20 protein-coding genes are annotated in these 20,899 nt (G+C 65.1%); 5 read left to right on the top strand and 15 right to left on the bottom strand.

Annotated features, from left to right (window positions below; translation table 11 throughout):
- Positions 1 to 10: 10 nt before the first annotated feature.
- Positions 11 to 997 (bottom strand): aldo/keto reductase, encoded by a 987-nt coding sequence (locus NKI15_RS11000; protein ID WP_352514025.1) that lies wholly within the window; start codon positions 995 to 997, stop codon positions 11 to 13.
- A gap of 243 nt (positions 998 to 1,240) precedes the next feature.
- Positions 1,241 to 1,981 carry a FadR/GntR family transcriptional regulator gene (locus NKI15_RS10995; RefSeq protein ID WP_023737587.1) on the bottom strand — a complete coding sequence of 247 codons (741 nt, stop codon included), beginning with the start codon at positions 1,979 to 1,981 and terminating at the stop codon, positions 1,241 to 1,243.
- A gap of 125 nt (positions 1,982 to 2,106) precedes the next feature.
- Here NKI15_RS10995 and NKI15_RS10990 point away from each other — a divergent pair, with 125 nt between their 5' ends.
- A complete protein-coding gene (locus tag NKI15_RS10990) occupies positions 2,107 to 3,003 on the top strand; it encodes an NAD(P)-dependent oxidoreductase (protein WP_352886167.1) in 897 nt (298 codons plus the stop codon).
- A 348-nt stretch (positions 3,004 to 3,351) separates the two neighbouring features.
- On the top strand, positions 3,352 to 4,236 hold the full coding sequence (locus NKI15_RS10985; protein WP_502898685.1) for an AraC family transcriptional regulator: 885 nt from the start codon (positions 3,352 to 3,354) through the stop codon (positions 4,234 to 4,236).
- A 321-nt stretch (positions 4,237 to 4,557) separates the two neighbouring features.
- Here the strand turns inward: NKI15_RS10985 and NKI15_RS10980 are convergent, their stop codons facing one another.
- Together NKI15_RS10980 and NKI15_RS10975 are read right to left on the bottom strand one after the other, a co-directional pair.
- Positions 4,558 to 5,352 (bottom strand): FadR/GntR family transcriptional regulator, encoded by a 795-nt coding sequence (locus tag NKI15_RS10980; protein ID WP_023671079.1) that lies wholly within the window; start codon positions 5,350 to 5,352, stop codon positions 4,558 to 4,560.
- Positions 5,353 to 5,355: 3 nt separating this feature from the next.
- Positions 5,356 to 6,798: an FAD-binding oxidoreductase gene (locus tag NKI15_RS10975; protein WP_352514026.1), complete on the bottom strand. Its 1,443-nt coding sequence runs from the start codon at positions 6,796 to 6,798 to the stop codon at positions 5,356 to 5,358.
- A gap of 161 nt (positions 6,799 to 6,959) precedes the next feature.
- Between NKI15_RS10975 and gloA the strand changes: the two genes are divergently transcribed.
- Positions 6,960 to 7,370, top strand: a complete 411-nt coding sequence (gloA, locus tag NKI15_RS10970; RefSeq protein ID WP_019856614.1) for a lactoylglutathione lyase — start codon at positions 6,960 to 6,962, stop codon at positions 7,368 to 7,370.
- A gap of 74 nt (positions 7,371 to 7,444) precedes the next feature.
- Here the strand turns inward: gloA and NKI15_RS10965 are convergent, their stop codons facing one another.
- From NKI15_RS10965 to NKI15_RS10950, 4 genes are all read right to left on the bottom strand, one after another.
- The gene (locus tag NKI15_RS10965; protein WP_352514027.1) at positions 7,445 to 8,413 is read right to left on the bottom strand and encodes an ABC transporter permease; all 969 of its coding nucleotides are present in this window, start codon (positions 8,411 to 8,413) and stop codon (positions 7,445 to 7,447) included.
- A 4-nt stretch (positions 8,414 to 8,417) separates the two neighbouring features.
- The gene (locus NKI15_RS10960; RefSeq protein ID WP_023671076.1) at positions 8,418 to 9,920 is read right to left on the bottom strand and encodes a sugar ABC transporter ATP-binding protein; all 1,503 of its coding nucleotides are present in this window, start codon (positions 9,918 to 9,920) and stop codon (positions 8,418 to 8,420) included.
- Positions 9,921 to 9,925: 5 nt separating this feature from the next.
- A complete protein-coding gene (locus NKI15_RS10955) occupies positions 9,926 to 10,909 on the bottom strand; it encodes an ABC transporter permease (RefSeq protein WP_023833649.1) in 984 nt (327 codons plus the stop codon).
- A gap of 159 nt (positions 10,910 to 11,068) precedes the next feature.
- Positions 11,069 to 12,139 carry a sugar ABC transporter substrate-binding protein gene (locus tag NKI15_RS10950; RefSeq protein ID WP_023683136.1) on the bottom strand — a complete coding sequence of 357 codons (1,071 nt, stop codon included), beginning with the start codon at positions 12,137 to 12,139 and terminating at the stop codon, positions 11,069 to 11,071.
- 299 nt (positions 12,140 to 12,438) lie between these two features.
- Between NKI15_RS10950 and NKI15_RS10945 the strand changes: the two genes are divergently transcribed.
- Entirely contained in the window at positions 12,439 to 14,034 is a 1,596-nt protein-coding gene (locus tag NKI15_RS10945; protein ID WP_352514028.1) for a GMC family oxidoreductase, read from the top strand.
- A gap of 459 nt (positions 14,035 to 14,493) precedes the next feature.
- On the opposite strand, the gene NKI15_RS10940 is transcribed toward NKI15_RS10945, so the two are convergent.
- Positions 14,494 to 14,631 carry a hypothetical protein gene (locus tag NKI15_RS10940; RefSeq protein WP_156936362.1) on the bottom strand — a complete coding sequence of 46 codons (138 nt, stop codon included), beginning with the start codon at positions 14,629 to 14,631 and terminating at the stop codon, positions 14,494 to 14,496.
- Positions 14,632 to 14,817: 186 nt separating this feature from the next.
- On the opposite strand from NKI15_RS10940, the gene rsgA reads away from it, so the two are divergent.
- Entirely contained in the window at positions 14,818 to 15,831 is a 1,014-nt protein-coding gene (rsgA, locus tag NKI15_RS10935) for a ribosome small subunit-dependent GTPase A (RefSeq protein ID WP_352886098.1), read from the top strand.
- A gap of 60 nt (positions 15,832 to 15,891) precedes the next feature.
- On the opposite strand, the gene NKI15_RS10930 is transcribed toward rsgA, so the two are convergent.
- From NKI15_RS10930 to NKI15_RS10905, 6 genes are read right to left on the bottom strand one after another with little or no spacing between them, the layout of a single operon-like run.
- On the bottom strand, positions 15,892 to 16,683 hold the full coding sequence (locus NKI15_RS10930) for a sugar isomerase domain-containing protein (RefSeq protein WP_023700933.1): 792 nt from the start codon (positions 16,681 to 16,683) through the stop codon (positions 15,892 to 15,894).
- 37 nt (positions 16,684 to 16,720) lie between these two features.
- Positions 16,721 to 17,491, bottom strand: a complete 771-nt coding sequence (locus NKI15_RS10925) for a GntR family transcriptional regulator (protein ID WP_023824597.1) — start codon at positions 17,489 to 17,491, stop codon at positions 16,721 to 16,723.
- Positions 17,488 to 18,363 (bottom strand): ROK family protein, encoded by an 876-nt coding sequence (locus NKI15_RS10920; protein ID WP_352886096.1) that lies wholly within the window; start codon positions 18,361 to 18,363, stop codon positions 17,488 to 17,490. Before NKI15_RS10920 ends, NKI15_RS10925 begins: the two co-directional genes overlap by 4 nt.
- Positions 18,360 to 19,100, bottom strand: a complete 741-nt coding sequence (locus tag NKI15_RS10915; RefSeq protein ID WP_031195993.1) for a PIG-L deacetylase family protein — start codon at positions 19,098 to 19,100, stop codon at positions 18,360 to 18,362. Before NKI15_RS10915 ends, NKI15_RS10920 begins: the two co-directional genes overlap by 4 nt.
- Complete coding sequence (locus NKI15_RS10910) at positions 19,097 to 19,954, bottom strand: carbohydrate ABC transporter permease (RefSeq protein WP_023747071.1); 858 nt, start codon at positions 19,952 to 19,954, stop codon at positions 19,097 to 19,099. Before NKI15_RS10910 ends, NKI15_RS10915 begins: the two co-directional genes overlap by 4 nt.
- The gene (locus tag NKI15_RS10905) at positions 19,951 to 20,883 is read right to left on the bottom strand and encodes a carbohydrate ABC transporter permease (RefSeq protein ID WP_023747070.1); all 933 of its coding nucleotides are present in this window, start codon (positions 20,881 to 20,883) and stop codon (positions 19,951 to 19,953) included. The genes NKI15_RS10910 and NKI15_RS10905 overlap by 4 nt, the downstream gene beginning before the upstream one ends.
- Positions 20,884 to 20,899 lie beyond the last annotated feature (16 nt).

Raw genomic sequence — 20,899 nt, 5'->3', positions numbered from 1 at the left:
CAGGCGCTGGTTACCAGCGCTGATGCACGTAGGGCTTGATGTTCTCATCATAGACCGCCTTCACCTTGGCCATCAACTCAGAGGAAAACGGCGCAAGCTCCGCCGCTTCCGCATTGGAAACCGCCTGCGCCGGATTGCGGGCGCCGGGAATGACAACCGTCACAGCGTCGAACATCAGGATCCAGCGCAGAGCGAATTTCGCCATGGTGGTGTCGCCTGACACCAGCGGCCGCACCTTCTCGACCGCCGCCAGCCCGACCTCATAGGGCACGCCCGAAAACGTCTCGCCGACATCGAAGGCTTCGCCATTCCTGTTGAACAGGCGATGGTCGGTGGTCTCGAACTTGGTGTCCGCCCTGAACTTGCCGGACAGCAGGCCGCTGGCCAGCGGCACGCGGGCGATGATGGCGACATCGTTCTTCTTCGCCTGGTCGAAGAACAGCTCGGCCGGGCGCTGGCGGAAGGCGTTGAAGATGATCTGCACGCTGACGACACCGGGATATTGCATCGCCTTCAGCGCCTCTTCGACGCGCTCGACGCTGACGCCGTAATTGCGGATCTTGCCCTGCTCGGTGAGCTTGTCGAGACGCTCGAACACCTCCGGATGATAGTAGAGATCCGTCGAGGGGCAATGCAGTTGCACCAGGTCCAGCGTGTCGGTCTCGAGGTATTTCAGGCTGCGGTCGATCCAGCCGGTGAGGTTCTCGACGCTGTAGCCCTCGACCGTCTGCTTCGGCAGCCGCCGTCCGGCCTTGGTGGCGATGAACGGGCGCGCGCCACCGCGTTCCTTCATCACCCGTGCGATCAGCTTTTCCGAACGGCCGTCGCCATAGACGTCGGCGGTGTCGAGGAAGCTGACGCCGGCATCGAGCGCGGCATGCAGGGCGGCGACCGCATCGTCGTCATTGACCTCGCCCCAGGCGGCGCCGATCGCCCAGGCGCCGAAGCCGATCTCGCTGACCGATTTGCCGGTACGGCCAAATTTCCGTGACTGCATCTCGCTGTTCCTGACTGCGGCTTCGCCGGCAATGCCGGCTGCATGATTCCGTTTTTGGGGGAGCCTCATATCGCATGGCAACGCGATTGACATCCCTCTTCGTTTGATTTACCAGATTACAGGGTTGTATGACAACCTGGTAAGAAGGCAACGATTTCGAGTCGGGAGGAACATGTCGCTGATGCGCGAACTCTATCTCGGCGGGGTCGCCGGATGAGCAGTCCGTCAACCGTGGTTGGCTCCCTAATCGTGAACAGCCTTGTCGCGCAGATCCTCGAAGCGGGCATAGCTTTTGGTCAGATGGCTGCGCATGGCGCGGCGCGCGGCGTTGACGTCCCTGGCTTCGATGGCCCCGAGAATGGCGCGATGCTCGCGCTGCATGCGGTCGAGATATTTTTCCCGCTCATCCTCGGTCATGCGGTCGAGCCGCGTCCAATGGCGCGGTACCATGGCGCTGCCGAACGTGTCGAACAACCGGGTGAAATTCGGGTTCTGCGTCGCCGCCAGAATGGCGCGGTGGAAACCAAAATCCTCTTCCGAGCCGGAGCCGCCGGCGCGCACCGCCGCGTCCAGCGCGTCGAGCCGCGCGCTCATCTGTTGAAGCGCCGCCTCGCTGCGCCGTTGGGCCGCAAGGCCGGTCGCTTCCACCTCGATGCCCATGCGCAGTTCGAGCACGCGCAGCACCTCGTCGATCGATTCGAGATCGTCGGGCAGCACGGAAAACGTCTTCGGCGGCGGATCCTTGGCGACGAAGGCGCCGAGCCCCTGGCGCGTGGTGATCAGCCCGCGCGCACGCAGCGCCGCCAGCGCCTCGCGCACCACGGTGCGGCTGACGCCTGTGGCAGCAACAATCTCCTGCTCGGTCGGCAGCCGCTGCCCCGGCGCAAGGTCACCGGATTCGATCTGCGCAATCAGCGTGTTGACCAGACCCGTCCGCAGGTTGGGCGCCTGCGGTATGGCGTCGAAAGTCATGGGCTCCGCCATCAGCGCGACTCCGGTTCGATTCTTGTTCAAAGGATTGCATCGACAGGTGCTCGCCGCAAGGTGACGAAAGGTGAGCCCGCCGGTGTGGGTCCAAGGAGAATTACATGAAAAAACCCGAGGATTGCATGAAAGAACGCATCGGCTTCATCGGCCTGGGCAGTATGGGCGCCGGCATGGCCGACAATCTGCTGCGCAAGGGCTGGCCGCTGACGGTGCATGTCCACCGCAGCCGCACGGCCGCCGACCGGCTGATCGCCGCCGGCGCCACCGAAGCGCCGAGCCCGCGCGAACTCGCCGCTGCCTGCGACATCGTCATCCTGTGCGTCACCGGTTCGCGCGAGGTCGAAGCGCTGGTCAAGGCCGCGGACGGGCTTGCTGCGGCCAAGACGCCGCTGCTGATCATCGACTGCTCGACCTCCAACCCGTCATCGACGACAGCGCTTGCCGCCGACCTCGCGGAGCAAGACATAACGCTGATCGACGCGCCGCTGGCGCGCACGCCCAAGGAAGCCACCGAGGGCAAGCTCGACGTCATGGTCGGCGGTGCGGCCGAGATCGTCGCCCGCGCACGGCCGGTGCTGGAAGCCTTCGCTGCGCGTATCGTCCACACCGGCCCGACCGGCAGCGGCCACACCATGAAGCTGCTCAACAATTTCGTCTCGATGGGCTATTCCGCGATCTATTCGGAAGCGCTGAGCCTCGGCGCCAAGGCCGGCCTGACGCCGCAGGTCTTCAACAGCGTCATCTCCGGCAGCCGCATGGATTGCGGCTTCTACCAGGCCTTCTTCGATTTCGTCTTGAACCGCAACGAAAACGCCCAGCGCTTCGCCATCGCCAATGCGCTGAAGGACATGACCTATCTCGCCTCCTTCGCCCAGGCCGCCGGCATCGCCAACCCGATCGGCGCCGCTGTGCGCAATGGGTTCGCTACGGCCGTCACAACAGGCCATGGCGAGAAATTCGTGCCGGCGCTGTCGGATATTGTGGCGGGGTTGAATGGGGTGTCGCTGGTGGAGGCGTGAACATCGCATAGGGTGCTCCCCCACTCCGTCTCGGCTTCGCCGAGCCACCTCTCCCCCACAAAGTAGGGGAGAGGAAACCCAAGCTTTGAGGGCTGCGACCCCGAAGATTGCCATTTCCTCTCCCCATGAAATGGGGGTAGAGGTGGCTCGGGGAAGCCGAGACGGAGCGGGGCCGGCACTGCCAGTCGAGGATTAGGCTGCGTAGAGCCGCCTACGAATAAGCCGATCAGTCGCGCCTCCAACCGGCAACTAGCGAGCACTCGTCCATCCTATCAAACCGCAAGATCGGTCGAGCGCGACATGTCCGGAACCGCCTATCTGGTGTCGCCACGCAGGACGAGACGTTTGATGACGCCACTTGAAAGCTACCAAGCCCGGATGCAGCGGGTGCTGGACCACATAGACCAGCATCTGGACGGAGATCTGGGCCTGGAAGCGTTGAGCGGCGTCGCGGCGTTCTCGAAATACCATTTCCACCGGCAGTTCACGTCAACCTTCGGCTTGTCCGTGCATCGCTATGTCCAGCTCGCCCGCCTGAAGCGCGCTTCTTACAGGCTTGCCGAGAGCGACGCCCAAAGCGTCACGGATATAGCGATGGATGCCGGCTACGACGCGCCGGATGCCTTCGCCCGCGCCTTTCGGCAACGGTTCGGACAATCGCCTTCGTCGTTCCGGAAGTCTCCCGACTGGGGGGCGTGGCTCATGGCCTTCGGGCCGCTCGACAAAGCAAGGACCACGCTCATGCAGATAATCTTCGAACCCGCCGACGTGATGATCCGCGATGTGCCCCCGACGCCGGTGGCGATCATGGAGCATCGCGGCGACCGGGCGACGCTCCAGGACACCATCCAGCGCTTCATCGCCTGGCGCAAGGCGGCCGGCCTCTCGCCCGAGACAAGCCCGACCTTCAACATCTTCCGTTCCGAAAGGGAGCCGGCGAACCCGGCTGATTACAGCATGGATATTTGTGCCGGAACCGACCTGCCGGTAGAAGGCGGGCCGATCGAGGACGCGCAGATGAAGGCCGGCGTGATCCCCGGCGGACGCTGCGCGGTGCTGCGCTATCCCGGCAACACCAACAATCTCGAGCCGGCAGCGCTTTACCTGTACCGCGAATGGCTTCCGGCCAGCGGCGAGGAGGCGCGCGACTTTCCGATCTATTGCCAACGGCACTTTTCGTCGAACGGACCGGTGCGCGAGGTGGTGCTTGAGCTGTTTCTGCCGCTGAAATAGCGCGGTGGGGTGGCGGCCTATCTCCGGCCCTGAGCTGGTTGAGCCGACGACCGTGTGAAATCTGATATGGCGCTCCCCCACTCCGTCTCGGCTTCGCCGAGCCACCTCTACCCCACATTCGTGGGGGAGAGGAAACCCAAGCTTTTGAAGGGCTGCGATCTCGGAATTGGCATTTCCTCATCCCCCATGAAATGGGGGGTCCGAAGGACGGGCGAGACCCGTGGCTCGCCCCGGCAAGGTGGCTCGGCGAAGCCGAGACGGAGTGGGGGTCAGCGCCGCCATAGGCGATTGGCCCAGCGCGCGGACAAGGCAAGGCTATCCCTAAGCCTGCCCGCGCACAGCCTTCCGCAACCGCGAATGCCGTACCGGAGACGCTGCCTCGGGCCCCGGCGCTATCTCCGCAGCTTCCCCCTCATGCAACCCCACCCGCAGCGCCGCGCCCGCCAGATGGTCGCGCATCGCGGCTTGCGCCCCTTCGGCGTCGCCGGCACGGATCGCTCTCAGGATGCGCTCATGTTCGCCGAGCGTGATGCGGGCCATGTCGTCCGACTTTTGCTGGTTGCCGGCGGCGAGAATGCTTTCGCGCACCCGCTCGGACACGAAGACCAGGAATTGGCCCATGTAGGAATTGCGCGTCGCCTCGGCGACGGTGCGGTGGAATTCGAGGTCGCTGCGCAGCCAGGCGACGCTGCCATAGGGGGCGGCGCGCATGCCGGACAGCGCATCGCCCATGGCTTTGAGATCGGCGTCGCTGCGCCGTTTTGCGGCAAGGGCCGCCGCCTGCACTTCGAGGATGCCACGCAGTTCGAACAGATTGCGAAACGAGTCGGCGCGCTGCAGCGTCTCATGGTCGATGGTCAGCACCGTCGGGTTGTTGCTCTCGACCACGAAGGCGCCGCGCCCCTGCTGCGACCAGATTCGGCCTTCCGAGCGCAGCCGCGCGATCGCCTCGCGCACCACGTTGCGGCTGACCCCGAAAGTGGTTGCCAGCGCCGCCTCGGTCGGCAGCTGGTCACCCGGCTTCAGCCGGCCTTGCGCGATCTCGCGCGAGATGGAACTGGCCACCAGAGTGGAGAGGTGTGGGCCGCGATTGACCTTGTCGAGTTTCAGCGTCATCGCTCACCTATAGTCGACGGCGGGTGCGGACGCCAGAATGCGGCCGTTGCTGAGAATGTGGCGCGGGTCGAATGCGTCCTTGATGCCGGCGGCGAGGTCGAGCGTCACCGGATCGATGCGTTCGAGGAACGCCTTCTGCTTGACCCGGCCGATGCCGTGCTCGGCGCTGATCGAGCCGCCATAACGATCGACGACGGTGAAGATCTCGGCTTCCGCCTGCTCGAACAGATGTTCCATCGCCTCGGTGCCCATGCCTTCCGGCGGCACGACGTTGAGGTGGATGTTGCCGTCGCCGACATGGCCATAGGTGACGGCCAGGGCGTCGGGCCGGGCTTTCTCCAAGGCGGCCAGCGCATCGGTGACGAAATCGGCAAGCCTGGAGATCGGCACCGACACATCGGTGCGCAGGTAGCGGCCGCCCCTGCCTTGCCGCTCGACCATGATCTCGCGATAAAGCCACAGCCGCTCGGCTTGCGCCCGCGTCGAAGCGATGACGCCGTCCTCGACGATGTCCTCGACGCTGCCGAGAAACCCCAGAAGCAAATTGGAGAGGTCGATCAGCCCGCCCGACGACACCTCGATCAGCACATAGACGGGATAGGGCTGGCTGAGCGGATCGGGAAAATCCTGGCCTTCGCGCATGGTGATCTCGATGCCGCCGCGCAGGATCAGTTCGAAGGCGGTGAGCAAATCGCTGCAATCGCGCCGCGCCCTTGCATAGAGTGCCATCGCGTCCTCGACGGAGCGCAGGCCAACCAGCGCGGTTTCGATCTGCGTCGGCTTGGGGAATAGTTTCAGCGCCGCCGCGGTGACGATGCCCAGCGTGCCCTCCGAGCCGATGAAGATCTGCTTCAGATCATAGCCGCGATTGTCCTTGCGCAGCACTTTCAGCCCGTTCCAGATGCGGCCGTCGGCCAGCACCACTTCGAGGCCAAGCACCAGGTCGCGCGTCATGCCGTAGCGCAGCACGTTGAAGCCGCCGGCATTGGTGGCGACATTGCCGCCGATGCGGCAGCTGCCCTGCGCGCCGAAAGTGATCGGCAGCAGGCAGTCGCTCGCTTCGGCGGCGCGCTTGGCGTCCTCGAGAATGCAGCCGGCCTCGACCACCATGGCAAAGTCGATCGCGCTGATCGAGCGAATCTTGTTCATGCGCTCCAGCGAGATGACGATCTCGCCGCCATCCGCCGCCACTGCGGCGCCGACGAGCCCGGTCAGGCCGCCTTGCGGCACGACCGGAATGCGCTCGGCATGGCAGAACCGCATCAGCGCCGACATCTCCTCAACCGAAGAGGGCCGCGCCACCGCCAGCGGCCGACCGAAATGATCGCCCGACCAATCGCGGCTGTAGCGCGCCAGATCCACTTCCTCGGTCAGCAGCCCGCCATTTGGCAGCAGGCCGGCCAGGGCTGCGATCTGCGATGCGGAGGGTGGCGGCACGGCATTCATGGATTGGCTCTGGGCCCCTCGGCAAAACGGCTGGACAAATACCGGCGTTGTCGTGTTATCATACAACCCTGATTGAGAACATCAAGCGAGGCCATCTTGCCGCCAAGCGTTCGATGTGGATGATCAGACCCGCAAATCACAGAATTCGGAGGACTTCCCCAATGAGCGACGCCCCGGGCTTTCGCTATATGCACACCATGATCAGGGTGCTCGACCTCGACAAGTCGATCGCCTTCTACACCGAGGTGCTCGGCATGACCCTGCTGCGCCGCGACGACTACCCCGGCGGCAAGTTCACCAACGCCTTTGTCGGCTACGGCCCCGAGGACAAGGAAGCCGTCGTCGAGCTGACGCTGAACTGGGGCCGCGAGGAGCCCTACGAGATCGGCACCGGCTTCGGCCATCTGGCGCTCGGCGTCAACGACATCTACGCCGTCTGCGCGGAACTGGAAAAGCGCGGCGCCAAAATCCCGCGCAAGCCCGGCCCGATGCAGCACGGCACCACCCACATCGCTTTCGTCGAAGACCCCGACGGCTACAAGATCGAGCTGATCGGCCTCGACACGATGTGATCCGATCGGGCCGGACCGCATCGGCCTCGCGCCGATGCGGTCCCGTCCTGTCCGCGCTTGCCTGGGAGGCGGGATCACTTGATGACCGCGATCTTGCTGCGGTCGATGGTAATGGCGACGGCAGCGATCAGCACCGCGCCGAACACCATATTTTCCAGGAAAATGTTGACGCCGACAAAGGTCATGCCGATGCGCACGATCGAGATGATCAGCGCGCCGACCGCCGTGCGGGCAACGCCGCCGAGCCCGCCGGTGATCGCCGTGCCGCCGACGATGACGGCGGCGATGGCCGGCAGCAGCAGCTGGTTGGCCAGCACTGGCGAGCCGCTCGACAGCCTGGCCGCCAGCACGACGCCGGCGATGGCCGCGAGCATACCCGACGCGGCAAAGGCGATGATCTTGGTGCGGTCGACATTGATGCCCGCCGCCCACGCCGCCGGTTCGCCGGCGCCGACCGCAATCGCCTGGCGGCCGAAGCGCGTGTAGCGCAGCGCCAGAAAGGCGGCGATGCCGATGACCGCCGAAATCAGCACCACCACCGGAATGCCGATGATGGTGGCGTTGATCCACGCCGTGTTTTCTCGGCCACCTTCCTCGATGGTGATGGCGCGGCCATTGGAGACCCAGAGCGCCAGGCCGGTGACCACGCCGCCGGTGGCGAGTGTCGCGACGAAGGACGGCACGCGCAGCTTGACGTGGACGACACCGCTCAACACGCCGAAGGCGAGCCCCGACAGGATCGCCACCGGAAAGGCGGCGAGGCCGAGCGACGGCAGCAATTGCGCCAGGATGACGCTGGCTAGTGACGCCACCGCCTGGATCGACAAATCGATGCCGCCGAGCAGAATGGCGAAGGTGACGCCGGTCGCCAGGATGAACAGCACGGCGGTGTTGGCAAACAAAAGCGCCACGGTTTCGCCGGTGAGGAAGCCGGGCGCGGCGATCTCGATGATCAGCAGCAGGCCGACCAGCAGGATCAGCGGAATGGCGCCTTGCGTCCACTTGCCCTCGAAAACCTGCCTGATGGAGAACGCCTCATTCATCGGTTCACACCATTGCCCTGAGAAGATCGACCTGGTTCGGCTTGTTGCCCGGACTGGCATCGAAGCGCGCGGTGATTGCACCGTCGCGCATCACCAGCACCTGGTGCGACAGACCGATCGTTTCCTCCAGCGTGTCGGAAATCAAAAGGATCGCCACGCCTTGCGCCGAGAGATCGCGCACCAATTCGTAGACCTCCTCCTTGGCGCCGACATCGAGGCCGCGTGTGGGATGGTCGAGCACCAGGATGCGCGAGCCCGCCGTCATCCAGCGCGCCAGCACCACCTTCTGCTGGTTGCCGCCGCTGAGCTTGCGGCAGGCGGCATCGGGACCGGGCGCCTTGATGCGCAGCCGCTTGATCCAGTCGGCGGCAAGCCGGCGCTCCTTGCCATAGTCGATGGCGCCATGGCGCATGACGCTGGAGAGATCGGCCAGCGAAATGTTCTCCGCGATCGACAGGAACATCACCAGCCCTTCGAGCCGGCGCTCGCGCGGGACATAGCCGATGCCCTTGCGCACAGCCGGCTCCGGCGAGGAGAAGCGCACGGCATCGCCGGCGATTTTCATCTCGCCGGCATCATGCTGGACGAAGCCGCCAACGGTGCGCGTCACCTCCTCGCGGCCGGAGCCGACGACGCCGGCAATGCCGACAATCTCGCCGGCCCGGATCGAGAGATCGACGCCGTGATAGTAACCGTTGGCGCCAAGCCCCTTGGCCTCGACCATCACGATATCGCGCGGCGCGAGCTGGCGGGCCTCGCGGTAATATTCGGCCTGCAGGCCGCGACCGACCATGATCTCGTGCAGCTCCGGCGCGGTGACTTCAGCTGCGCGGTGCTCGGCGACGACCGCGCCGTCCTTCATCGTGTAGACACGGTCGGAGATGTTGAGCACCTCGTCGAGGCGGTGCGAGACGAACACAAAACTGGCGCGGGATTTAAGCGAGCGCACCCGCGCGAACAGCACCTCGATATCAGCGGCGTTGAGCACCGAGGTCGGCTCGTCGAGCAGGATGAGCAACTGCCGCTCGACCACTTCCTCCAAGGTCAGCGCCTTGGCGAGCTCGACCATCTGGCGTGCGGCGAAGGTGAGTTCGGAGGTGCGCGCGGTGACGTCGATGTCGATGCCGATCTTGGCCAGTTGCCGCCGCGCCGCCGCGTTCATGGCGCGCCAATTGACGAGGCCGAAGCGGGTGAAGCGGTCCTCTTCGCCGAGATAGATGTTTTCGGCAACCGTCAGGTTCAGCACCAGCGACTGCTCCTGGAACACCATGCCGATGCCATGCCTGGCCGCATCACGGGCGTTGCGCATGCGCAGCTGTTCGCCATCCAGCGTGAGCGAGCCGCCATCCGGCCGGTAGCCGCCGGCCAGCACCCGCATCAGCGTCGACTTGCCGGCGCCGTTCTCGCCGATCAGCCCGACAACTTCATTGGGCCGCACCTCGATGGAGACGTCGCGCAGCGCCTGGACGCCGGGGAAATTCTTGATGATGTTGGACGCCTGCAGCATGGCGTTCACTTGACGATTTTCAGGCGGACACGGTCGAGCGACAGCGCCACCGCGGCGATGATCATCAGACCCTGCACCGTCTGCTGGATGTAGGGCGAGATGCCGAGCAGGATCATGCCATTGGCAAGCACGGTGACGATCAAAACGCCGATCAGCGTGTTGACGACGCCGCCCTCGCCGCCGGTCAAAGCGGTGCCGCCGACGACCACTGCGGTAACCGCGGCAAACAGCCTGCCGTCGCCGATGACGGCATGCGACTGGCCGAGCTGTGCTGCGGCCAGCACGCCGGCAATGCCGAAGAAGAACCCGGCCAGCGCAAAGGCGGTGATGCGCACGCGCACGACATTGACGCCGGAGAGCTTGGCGACATCCTCATCACCGCCGATCGCCAATATGTGGCGGCCGAGCTTGGTGTGGTACTGGATGACAGTGGCGAGCAGGAAGGCGCCGAACGCGACCCAGACCGCCACCGGCAGGCCGAGGAAACGGTGCAAGGCCAGGTCGCGGATCGAGGCGTCGTTCAGCTTGATGGCCGTGCCGCCCAGCATATAGACCGACAGGCCGAGGCCGATGAACCACATGCCGAGCGTGCCCATGAAGGACGGGATGCGCAGCATGGTCTGGACGAGACCGCTGACGAAGCCCATGGCGGTGCCGGCGGCGATGGCAGCGAGCACCGCCCACCAGCCATAGTCGTTGCCGTTGCCGTCATTGGCGGCGAGCAGCACAAGCACCATCGCCGCCACCGAAAGCGTGCCTTCGACTGCGAGGTCGATGCTGCCCATCAGGATGATGAAGGTCAGCCCCATCGCCAGCGTCAGCGGCACGGCGGCGGAATTCGCAAGCCGCACCAGATTGCGCAGCTCGATGAAATTGGGGTTGGCAATGGCGATGAGTATGCACAACACGATCAGCACCGCCAGCGGCGCAAGGCTGCGCCAGCGCCTGCCGCCCAGGAATGTCGCGATGCGGCCGGGGAACGATGTCATGGGCGTCGTCCGCTCGATGTCCGAAACGGACTTCAGGGGTTCTGTATGGATTGTCAAGAAACCGCTTCCCGTCTGCTGGTGACAGCCGTCGCGACAAGGGGATCGCGACGGCTGCGGGAGGAAGCGGTCCGCCAGGGAGTTGCAGCCCGCTCCGATGGATCAGGTACGGATCGCTCCGGTCACCCGGCCCCACAGATCGTTCCAGTCGATCTCGGGCTTCGCATCGACATTGGTCTTGTAATATTCCTCGACATTGTCGTGCGAGATCAGCACCGCCTTGCCGTAGAACTCACGGTGCTCCGGCGGCTCCTTGGTCGGGTCGAACTTGCCGATCTTGGCGTTGTAGCCGATGGCGAGACCCATGCCGCCCTGCCAGAACGGATCGGAGGTGACGGTGCAGGCGAACTCGCCGGTGCGCACCGCATCGACCGCCGTCTTGATGCCGTCGACGCCGACGATCGGCACCTTGCCGGCGAGGTTTTCGGCGCGCAGCGCTTCCAGAGCGCCCGAGCCCATATCGTCATTGGCCGCCCAGATGCCCTTGATGTCGTCGCCGAAGCGGGTGAGCAGATTGCCCATCAGGTCGAAGGCTTCGGTCGACTTCCAGTTGGCGACCTGGAAATCGAGCAGCTTGATGTCTGGGTTGGCGGCAAGCGCCGCATCAAGGCCCTTCTTGCGTTCGATCGCCGCCGTGGTCGAGATCAGGCCGCCGAGTGCGACGATGCCGCCCTTGCCGCCAATAGTCTTGAACAGGATCTCGGCGATGGTCTTGCCGCTGTCGATGCCGTCGAACTCGATATGCGAGACATAGTTCGGGTTGAAATCCTTCGGGTGCAGATCCCCAGGCTTGTTCCACTGCGTCACCACATAGGCGCCGGCCTTGGCGCAGGCCTCGACGATCGGGCGCGCATCGGGCGTGTCGTTGGGATCGGAATTCAGCACCATGTTGCCGCCGGTCTTGGCCAGCATCGCCTTGATGTCGGCAATGCCCTTCTCGCTGTTGCCTTCCGAAACCAGCGTGACGTGTTCCAGCCCGGCCCATTTGGCATACGCTTCGGCGCCGGTCTTCCACACCGCGTGATAGGGGTTGGACAGCGAGCGGATCGACGTCACCAGTGTCGGCTTGTCTTGCGCGCGCAACACGCTCGGCATGGCGAGTGCCGCCACGCCGGCGGTGGCGCCCATCATCAGCGTGCGCCGGTTGACCGCAAAATTCTTCGTGTCGTTCATACCTCGAAACCTCCCGATTGAATTCTGTTCCGCCCGGCATCTTGCGCAGAGCGCGCGGCCGGGACCTCCTGGTGAGGATCGTCAAGCTCCTCCACTTGTACGACAACCCTTCAACACGATAACCATACCCTTTCTCTTGACGCGGCACAAGCGACTTGAGATCGTCGCGCGCAAGAGGAAGGGGCGGTGATCACCGCTGGCAGGAGCTTGATCCCGAAAAGTGGGAACCGGTTTTCTCGGACAAACGGGAAACCGTTTTGTCCGGAGATCTTGCTCCCAAAAGAGAGCCTGGAGTGGAAATGGCGGATTACATCATCGTCGGCGGCGGCTCGGCCGGCTGCATTCTGGCCGCGCGGCTGAGCGAGGACCCGGACGTGTCCGTCGTGCTGCTCGAGGCCGGTCCGCCCGACACCGACCGCTACATCCATTTGCCGGTCGGCTTCTTCAAGATGACGTCGGGGCCGCTGATCTGGGGCTATGACACCGCGCCCGGCAAGGAGATCGACGGCCGCACCATGGTCTATCCGCAGGCGCGTGTGCTCGGCGGCGGCTCCTCGATCAACGCCCAGGTGTTCACCCGTGGTTGCCCGCAGGACTACGATGGCTGGGCGACCGACGATGGCTGTGCCGGATGGAGCTATGCCGACGTGCTGCCCTACTTCGTCCGCTCCGAGGGCAACGACACGTTTGCCGATGCGCAGCATGGCATTGACGGCCCGCTCGGCGTCTCCAGCGGTGCGCCGCATCCGCTGACCCGCATCTTTGTCAAGGCGGCGCAGCAGGCGGGCCTTCCTTTCCGCGCCGACTTCAACGCCGGTGAGCAGGCGGGCGCCGGCTTCTACCAGACGACGACGCGTCGGGGGAAACGCTCGAGCACGGCGGTCGCCTATCTGAAGCCGGCGCTCGGCCGCAAGAATCTGACGCTACGCACCGACGCCTCCGTCAGCCGCATCGTGGTCGAGAACGGCCGTGCCATTGGCGTGGAGATCATCGCCAATGGCCGCACCGAACTGCTCCGCGCCGAGCGCGAAGTCATCGTCACCGCCGGCGCCATCGGCTCGCCGAAATTGCTGATGCTGTCCGGCATCGGCCCGGCCGCGCATCTCGGCCAGCACGGCATCAAGGTGATCCACGATTCCAAAAACGTCGGCCAGAATTTGCACGATCACATGGACGTCGACGTCGTCGCCGAACTCAACGGCCCGCATGGCATCGACCGTTACAAGAAGAAGCGCTGGCAGGCGGTTGCCGGTCTCGAATATGCGCTGTTCGGCAAGGGGCCGGTGGCCTCCAACATCGTCGAGGCCGGCGGCTTCTGGTGGGGCGACCGCGCGGAGAAGACGCCCGACATCCAGTTCCATTTCCTGCCCGGCGCCGGCGTTGAGGAAGGCATCGGCTCGGTTCCCGGCGGCAATGGCTGCACGCTGAACTCCTACCATGTGCGCCCGCGTTCGCGCGGCAGCGTCACGCTCAAGTCCGCGGACCTGCGCGATGCGCCCATCATCGACCCCAACCCGTTCGCCGAGCGCTATGATCTCGAACGCGCCATCGACGGCATCGAGATCAGCCGCGAAATCCTGTCGCAGCCGGCCTTCGCCAAATACATCAGCCGCGAGCATCTGCCCGGCAAGGCGATGCAGGGGCGCTCAGCACTCGAAGCCTTCGCCCGAGAACATGGCCGCAGCGCCTATCACCCAGTCGGCACCTGCCGGATGGGCGGCGATGCCGACAGCGTCGTCGATCCCGAGCTGCGCGTGCGCGGTCTGCAAGGCCTGCGTGTCTGCGACAGCTCGGTCATGCCAAGCATCGTGTCGTCGAACACCAACGCCGCCGTAGTCATGATTGCGGAGAAGGCTGCGGATCTGATTGCGGGGCGAACGCTGCCGGTGGCGTAAGCAGGACAATCGCATGTGGTGGCGCCACGCGATTGCCCTGCCTTGAGCACCTGTCGCTGAGCGCATAGCACTCGAACCGCACTAAAAACGACAGCCTCCCGCAGCGCCTTCAACCGACGCTTGCGCAATCCACCAACCGACCGGAAACCCCCGGTTGCGGGCTCGTTGCCGACGCCTGCGCGGGGATGTGAAAGCGCTTTTGCGCCAGTTCCGCGATCACACCATATGAACCGATCCAAGCTCTGCTAGCTTGTGGGCGTGGGACTTGTCCCGCTTTGGCCGGTGCTTCAGGCAACCCCATCCCAACCCCCCGCCCCCTGCGGTACCGGCCATCCCCCTCCCCCTTTTGGCAGGCTTCTCGACCTGCCATCCTCAGCCGTCCCTGCCAACTTCGAGGTCGACGACGAGGCCTGATGCGTGGCATGCAAATCAAGACCATCGGCAGCGTATCGAGGGATTTCACATCGGCTGTCTGGACGACGTCCTGGAGAGCGACAGATGGGGGTCGAGCCGCCTCAGCTCCCGGTTGATGGCCGCCAGGCGCTCCGGTTCGCCTTCCGTGTTGCAGACATTGAGAGTAACGACGCGTAAGCGCATCAGCGAACCACCGCCGCGATCCGTTCCAACGTGGTGCGCGAAACGGCTCGGCCATCGGCGCGGTTCGGCTTGCCAAATTCCGCCATGCCGCCCATACACGGCTTGAACAACCGCCCCGAGGGTCCGCGCCCATTTTGCCAAAGGATACTCTCCGATGTCTGTGACGCCGTCCCCCTGGTCAAAGCCGTGACGGCTTCCCTCGCAAGCCTGGGCTGGACGGATTTCTTCGGCGACCAGCTTGAAGCCGATGAGGCAGACCTCGTACCGGCACGCATCGCTTCGGTGCACCGCGACCGTCTGGCCGGTCTGTCTCTGTCAGGGCCAGTGGATCTGACGCTGCCGGCCAATGCCAACACCGGCGACTATGCCGTCGGCGACTGGGTGCTGGTCGAGCCTCACACGCATCTGCTGCGCCGCCGCCTGACTCGCAAGACGGTGCTGGAGCGCCGCACACAGGGCGGCAGGATCCCGCAGCTGGCCGCGGCCAATGTCGACACGCTGTTCATCGTGACGTCCTGCAATGCCGATTTCAACATCGCCCGGCTCGAGCGCTATTTGGCGCTTGCCAACGAGGCCGGAACGACGCCAGTGATCCTGCTGACCAAGGCCGATACGGCTGACGACGCCGAGGCGTATCTGAAACAGGCAACAGCCCTGCAGCGCGGACTGGCCGTGGTGATGCTGAACCCGCGCGTCGCCGATGCCGCAGCGGCGCTTGCTCCCTGGTGTGGCGCAGGGCAGACGGTGGCGCTGGTCGGCTCCTCCGGGGTCGGCAAATCGACGCTGGTCAACACGCTGGCCGGATCGGCGCAGCAATCGCCGCAACAGACTGCGGGCATTCGCGAGCACGATGCCAAGGGTCGCCACACCACCACAGCCAGATCGCTGCACCCCATTGCCGGCGGCGGCTGGGTGATCGACACGCCGGGCATGCGCACGCTGCATGTCAGCGACGTCGCCTCCGGCATCGACACGCTGTTTGCCGAAATCACCGAGCTCGCACCGCTGTGCAAATTCCGCGACTGCACCCATGTCCACGAACCGGGCTGCGCGGTGCAGGCTGCGTTGAAGGCGGGTACGCTCGACCCTGAGCGCCTTGCCCGCTGGCGCAAGCTGTCGGAGGAAAACCAGGGCAACACGCCGGTTCAGAGCGGCCCGCGCGGCAACAAATCGCCTGCCGGGCGCCCGAAGCGGCGTTGAGCGGATAGGAATTGCGGAACGAGACGTCGGAGGCCCGGCATGTGCCGGGCCTCCCTTTTTTCACTCTCCGCGCATCGTTGCCTGGAAGGTCGGCAGGTGCTTCTGCTGCGCCTCCAGCATGCGCTCGCGGTAGACGCCGTAGATGACGTCGGTGTCGTGCAGCGTCACGCCGGCAATGGTCGGCGAGGCGAAGACCGGCAGTTCGATGCCGCGCTTGGCGAGCTGCTCGGCCGTGCGCGCGATCAGCTCATGCGCCAGGATCATGGCAAGCACCGTCGATGAGCCCGACACCGGCCGGCTCCAGCCCTCGACCGGCACGATGGCGTCCTCGATCGGCGAACAGGTGTCGATGACGAGGTCGGCGGCATCTGCCAGCCGCTTGCCGGAGGAGTGCGTCGCCGGCTTGTCCAGATTGTTCTTGCTGGTGACCGCGACGACGAAGATGCCGCGCTTCCTGGCGTATAGCGCGGTGTCGATGCCCGACGAGTTGCGGCCGCTATGGCCGAAGATGATGATGGAATCGCCCTTGTTGAGCGGCTGGTGGTCGAGGAATTTTTCGGCGTATTTTTCCGTACGCTCCAGCCACAAAAGCTCGCGCACGCCGCCGGCGCCGAGCACATTGTGCCACATCACGCGCGGGTCGGTCAGCGGGTTGAAGCCGACATAGCTGCCATAGCGCGGAAACACCTCCTGCACCGGCAGCACCGAATGGCCGGAGCCATAGAGATGCACCAGCCCGCCGCCCTCGAGCGAGTCGGCAAAGCGGCTGGCGGCCTGGCCAAAGGCCTCTTCATTGGCTTTCGCAGCCTGGTCGATGAGGGCGGCGAGACGGTGGATGTAGAGATCGGACACGTGGGTACTCCTGTTTGCTGTGTCGGTCTGGAATGGATCAGCTTCTCGGGTTCAGCGGCACGCGTCCGGCGCGCAGCGTCGAGCGGATTTCGTAGCGGTCGCCGCGCATGATCGAGACCGTGAATTCGAACGGGCCGCGCTCGTCGGTGGTGATGCGTTCGACGACGAAGGCCGGGCTGCCGACAGCGAGGTCGAGCAGTTCGGCGTCCGCCGCGCCGACCGCGCCGACCCGGTAGTTCTCCCGCGCGGCCACCGGCACGATGCCGTAATGGCGCTCCAGCGCCTCGTAGAGCGAGCCCTGCAGCAGGCCGGCATCGAGGAAGCCCGGCACGCGCACGGCCGACAGCTGCGCCGTCTGGATGCCGATCGGCTCGTTGTTGCCGAGCCGCAGCCTGCGAATGCGCACCACCGGATCGCCCTCCTCGATCTCCAGCGCGCCGGCAGCCGCCGCATTGGCGGTGGTCAGGCTGCAGTCGAGCAGGCGCGAGCCCGCGACCACGCCAATATTGCCCATCTCCTGGGTAAAGCTGGTCAGCTCGCGCGTGCCGGCGACCAGCGTGGTCGAGCGCACGAACGTGCCGCGGCCATGTTCGCGCCTGAGCAGCCCGGCCTCCTCGAGATTGCGCAGCGCGTGGCGCAGCGTGATACGGCTGACGCCGAACAGGGCGCACAGCCTGTCCTCCGCCGGGATCTGGTCGCCCGTTGCCCATTCGCCGCTCTTGACGATGGCGCGGATCGCCTCTTCGACCTGATACCAGAGCGGCTCCGGCCGTCTGCGGTCCGGCTGCTGAAAGCTTGCTTCGCTCATCGCACCTGCCTCCACCCTTGCCCAACGGCGCCGGCCAGCGCCGCGCCGACGAGGCCGGCGCGGGGACCGAATTTTCCCGGCTTGACGTCGATGCCGCGCAGATGCGGCGGCAGTTGGCGTCGCAGCGCTGCAAGCAGCGGCGGCCGGATCACATCCAGCGCCTCCGCCAAACCACCCGAAATCAGAACCGCTTGCGGATCGAGCAGCGCGACAGCGCCTGCAAGCGCGGTGCCGAGCTGTCGCGCCGGCAGTTCAAGCAAGGTGAGTGCGGCCAGTTCGCCGGCCTGGGCAGCGGCGATCAGCTGGCGGCCGTCGGCAAGGCCGATCTGTCCGGCAAGGGCATCAAGCGCCCGGCCCGACGCGACGCGCTCCAGCCAGCCGCTGCGCTCCTCGCCATGATCTTTGACGTCGGCGCAGGCCCAGCCGAACGAGCAGGCGCCGCCATGCGCGCCGGCAACGATGCGGCCATTGGCCAGCACCGCCGAACCGATGCCGGTGCCGATGGCGAGCAGGATCGCATCCGACATGTTTTTCGCACTGCCTTCGACAGCCTCCGCCAGCAGCGCAATCTGTGCGTCATTGCCGATCGCTACGCGCAGTTTGGGAAACAGCGTCTGGATGTCGACGCCGTCGAGGAACGGCAGGTTGGGGATCCAGCGGCAAATTGAGCCCTCGACCAGACCCGGCACCGCGATGCCAAGCGCTGAGACCGGCCCGGCCTCAGCGCACAGCGCGTCGATGCGCGCAATGAAGGCATCAAGGGTTGCCGGCGCCGGCTCGCTGCCCAGCGCCTCCAACCCACCGACATCGCCCGTAGATACGCCGGCGCGCAGATTGGTGGCGCCGAGATCGATGGCGAGTACCCGCGTCATCGACCGGACCCTTTGCCGAAGGGGAGCGAGAACAGGCCGCTGCCGGCATTCCACGAATGCGACGCCGCCGCGAAGGCCTGCGCATGGCGCGTGCCGCGCAGGCAGCCGCGCAGCCGGTAGAGCGAACTGTAATAGTCGACATAGGGGAAGCTGCTCAGGCCGCGCGCCAGCTCATACTCCATGACCGCGTCGCGCCAGGCCTCGAACCCGTCGCTGACATCGACGAGATGCTCGGGCCGGAAGCCGTCATCGTCCTCCCAGTTCTCGCCGAACAGCAGCAGTTGCGGCGTATGCGCCGGATGGTCGCTGGCAACGGTCGGCAGTCCGGCGAAGAAGATACCGGTCTTGGTCAAATGCGCGGCGGCGCGATGGTCCTTGTGCCAGCTGCCGTGCCAATGGGTGATGACGATCTCGGGTTTCAGCTCGCGAATGATGTCGCCCACTTCGAGCGCCGTCTGATCGTCTGTGGGCAGGAAGCCGTCGCGCAGGCCAAAGCCACGCATGGTGACGCCGAGCCGCTCCGCCGCGCTGCCCGCTTCCTCTTCCTTCTGCACGCAATAATGCGCGGGAACCAGGTACGGATGGCCCTGCTCACCCATGGTCAGATGCAGGAAAGTCACCGTGGCGCCGCGCTTGACGGCAGCGGCCGCCAGCGGCCCGGCCATCACCTCGGCATCGAAGGCGTGCGCGCCGACCACCAGGATCGATTTCGCCGCATAAATTCTGTCTTCGATCATTTCATGCCCCCTCCGGTGCCCACGCCTTCGCGAATCTGGCGCGCCAGCAGACAATACATGATCAGGATGGGCGCCATGGATATCGCCAGCGAGGCGAACACCAGGCCCCAGTCGGTGCGGAACTGGCCGACGAAGACGCTGATCGCCAGCGGCACCGTCTTGTAGCGGTCGTCGAAGATGAAGATCAGCGGGAAGAAGAAATCGTTCCACACCGCGATCGCGGTGAAGATGGCCACGATCGACACCGCCGGCTTGACCATCGGCAGGATGATCTGGAACAGGATGCGCACCTCGCCGGCGCCGTCCATGCGCGCGGCCTCGTCCAACTCGGAGGGTAAGACGCGCATGAAATTGGCGAAGATGAAGACGGCGAAGGGAATGCGGATCGCCGAATAGACCAGGATCAGCCCGGTCAGCGAATCCAGCAGGCCGAGATTGCGCATCAGCGTGAACAGTTCGACCGAGGCGAGCCGGATCGGCAGCATGATGCCGGACAGGAACAGGCCGAGCATGATGGCATTCCAGCCGAGTCTGTATCGGCTGAGCGGATAGGCGGCCATCGCCGAGACGACGATGGTGAGGATGACCGCGCCGCCGGTTACGATCAGGCTGTTGATGAAATTCTGGCCGAGATCGGCGCGCGTCCAGGCGTTGACGAAATTGTCGAAGGCAAAGCTTTGCGGCAGGCCGAGCCTGTTGTCGTAGATCTCGGCCGTGGTCTTGAAACAGGAGACGATGAGGATGTAGAGCGGCAACAGCACAGCCGCCGTCCATACGATCAGCACCGTCCAACCGGGCAGCCGCGCCAGCTGCAGAAAGATGGCCGGTCTTTGCGAAATCGCCAGCGCGCTCATAGCTGCACCGTGCGGCGGTCGAAGAAGCGCAGCATCATGAGCGTGCCGATGCTGAGGATCAAGAACAGCACGGTGCCGAGCGCCAAAGCCAGACCGATATCGGTGATGCCGACAGCACCTTCCGCGCCGAAGGCCAGCCGGTAGAAGTAGGTCACCAGCGTGTCGGTCGAATAGCTCGGATTGCCCTGCACGCCCTGCATGACATAGACGATGTCGAACTGGTTGAAGGTGTTGATGAACGACAGCGTCGTCAGCGTGCCCAGCGCCGGCATCAGCAGCGGCAGCGCGATCGAGAACAGCATGCGCGCATTGCCGGCGCCGTCAAGTTTTGCCGCCTCAAAAATCTGGCCGGAAATCTGCCGCAGACCTGCCGTGTAGATCAGCACCGGCAGGCCCATCCAGTTCCAGGCATCGACGGCGATCAGCATGGCGAGCGCGGTGTGGCTGTTGCCGAGCACGGTCAGGCTGCCCTGGTGCAGGCCAAGCCCGTTGAGCGCCCATTCGACGACGCCGCCCGGTGCCAAAAGCAACCGCCACAGCGCGCCGACGATGACCGGGCTCAGCACCGCCGGAAAGAAGAACACCGACTGGAAGAACGCAGCACCCCTGTCGCGCAGGAACAGCAGCCAGGCGAACAAAAGCCCGATTCCGTTCTGGAACAGCATGATGCCGAAGAACCAGGCGGTGTTGTGCCACAGCGCGCCGTAGAGCCGCGCGCCGCTGGGGAAAACGAACAGCCTTGAGAAATTCGACAGGCCGGCGAACTCGACCATGCGCAGCCCCTTCCAGACGAAGAAGCTGCCCCACAGCGACATCCCCAGGGGATAGAGGACGAACAGCGCATAGACCGCCAGCGCCGGCAGGATGAACAGCACGGCCATGCGCTGCTGCGTGCGGCGAAGGCTGCTGGTGCGGCGAAGGGTGCTCATGCGCTTTTCTGGTCCG

This window comes from Mesorhizobium sp. M0862 (genome assembly GCF_040319795.1).
Taxonomy (GTDB): domain Bacteria; phylum Pseudomonadota; class Alphaproteobacteria; order Rhizobiales; family Rhizobiaceae; genus Mesorhizobium.
This window is presented reverse-complemented; position numbering and strand designations above follow the sequence as displayed.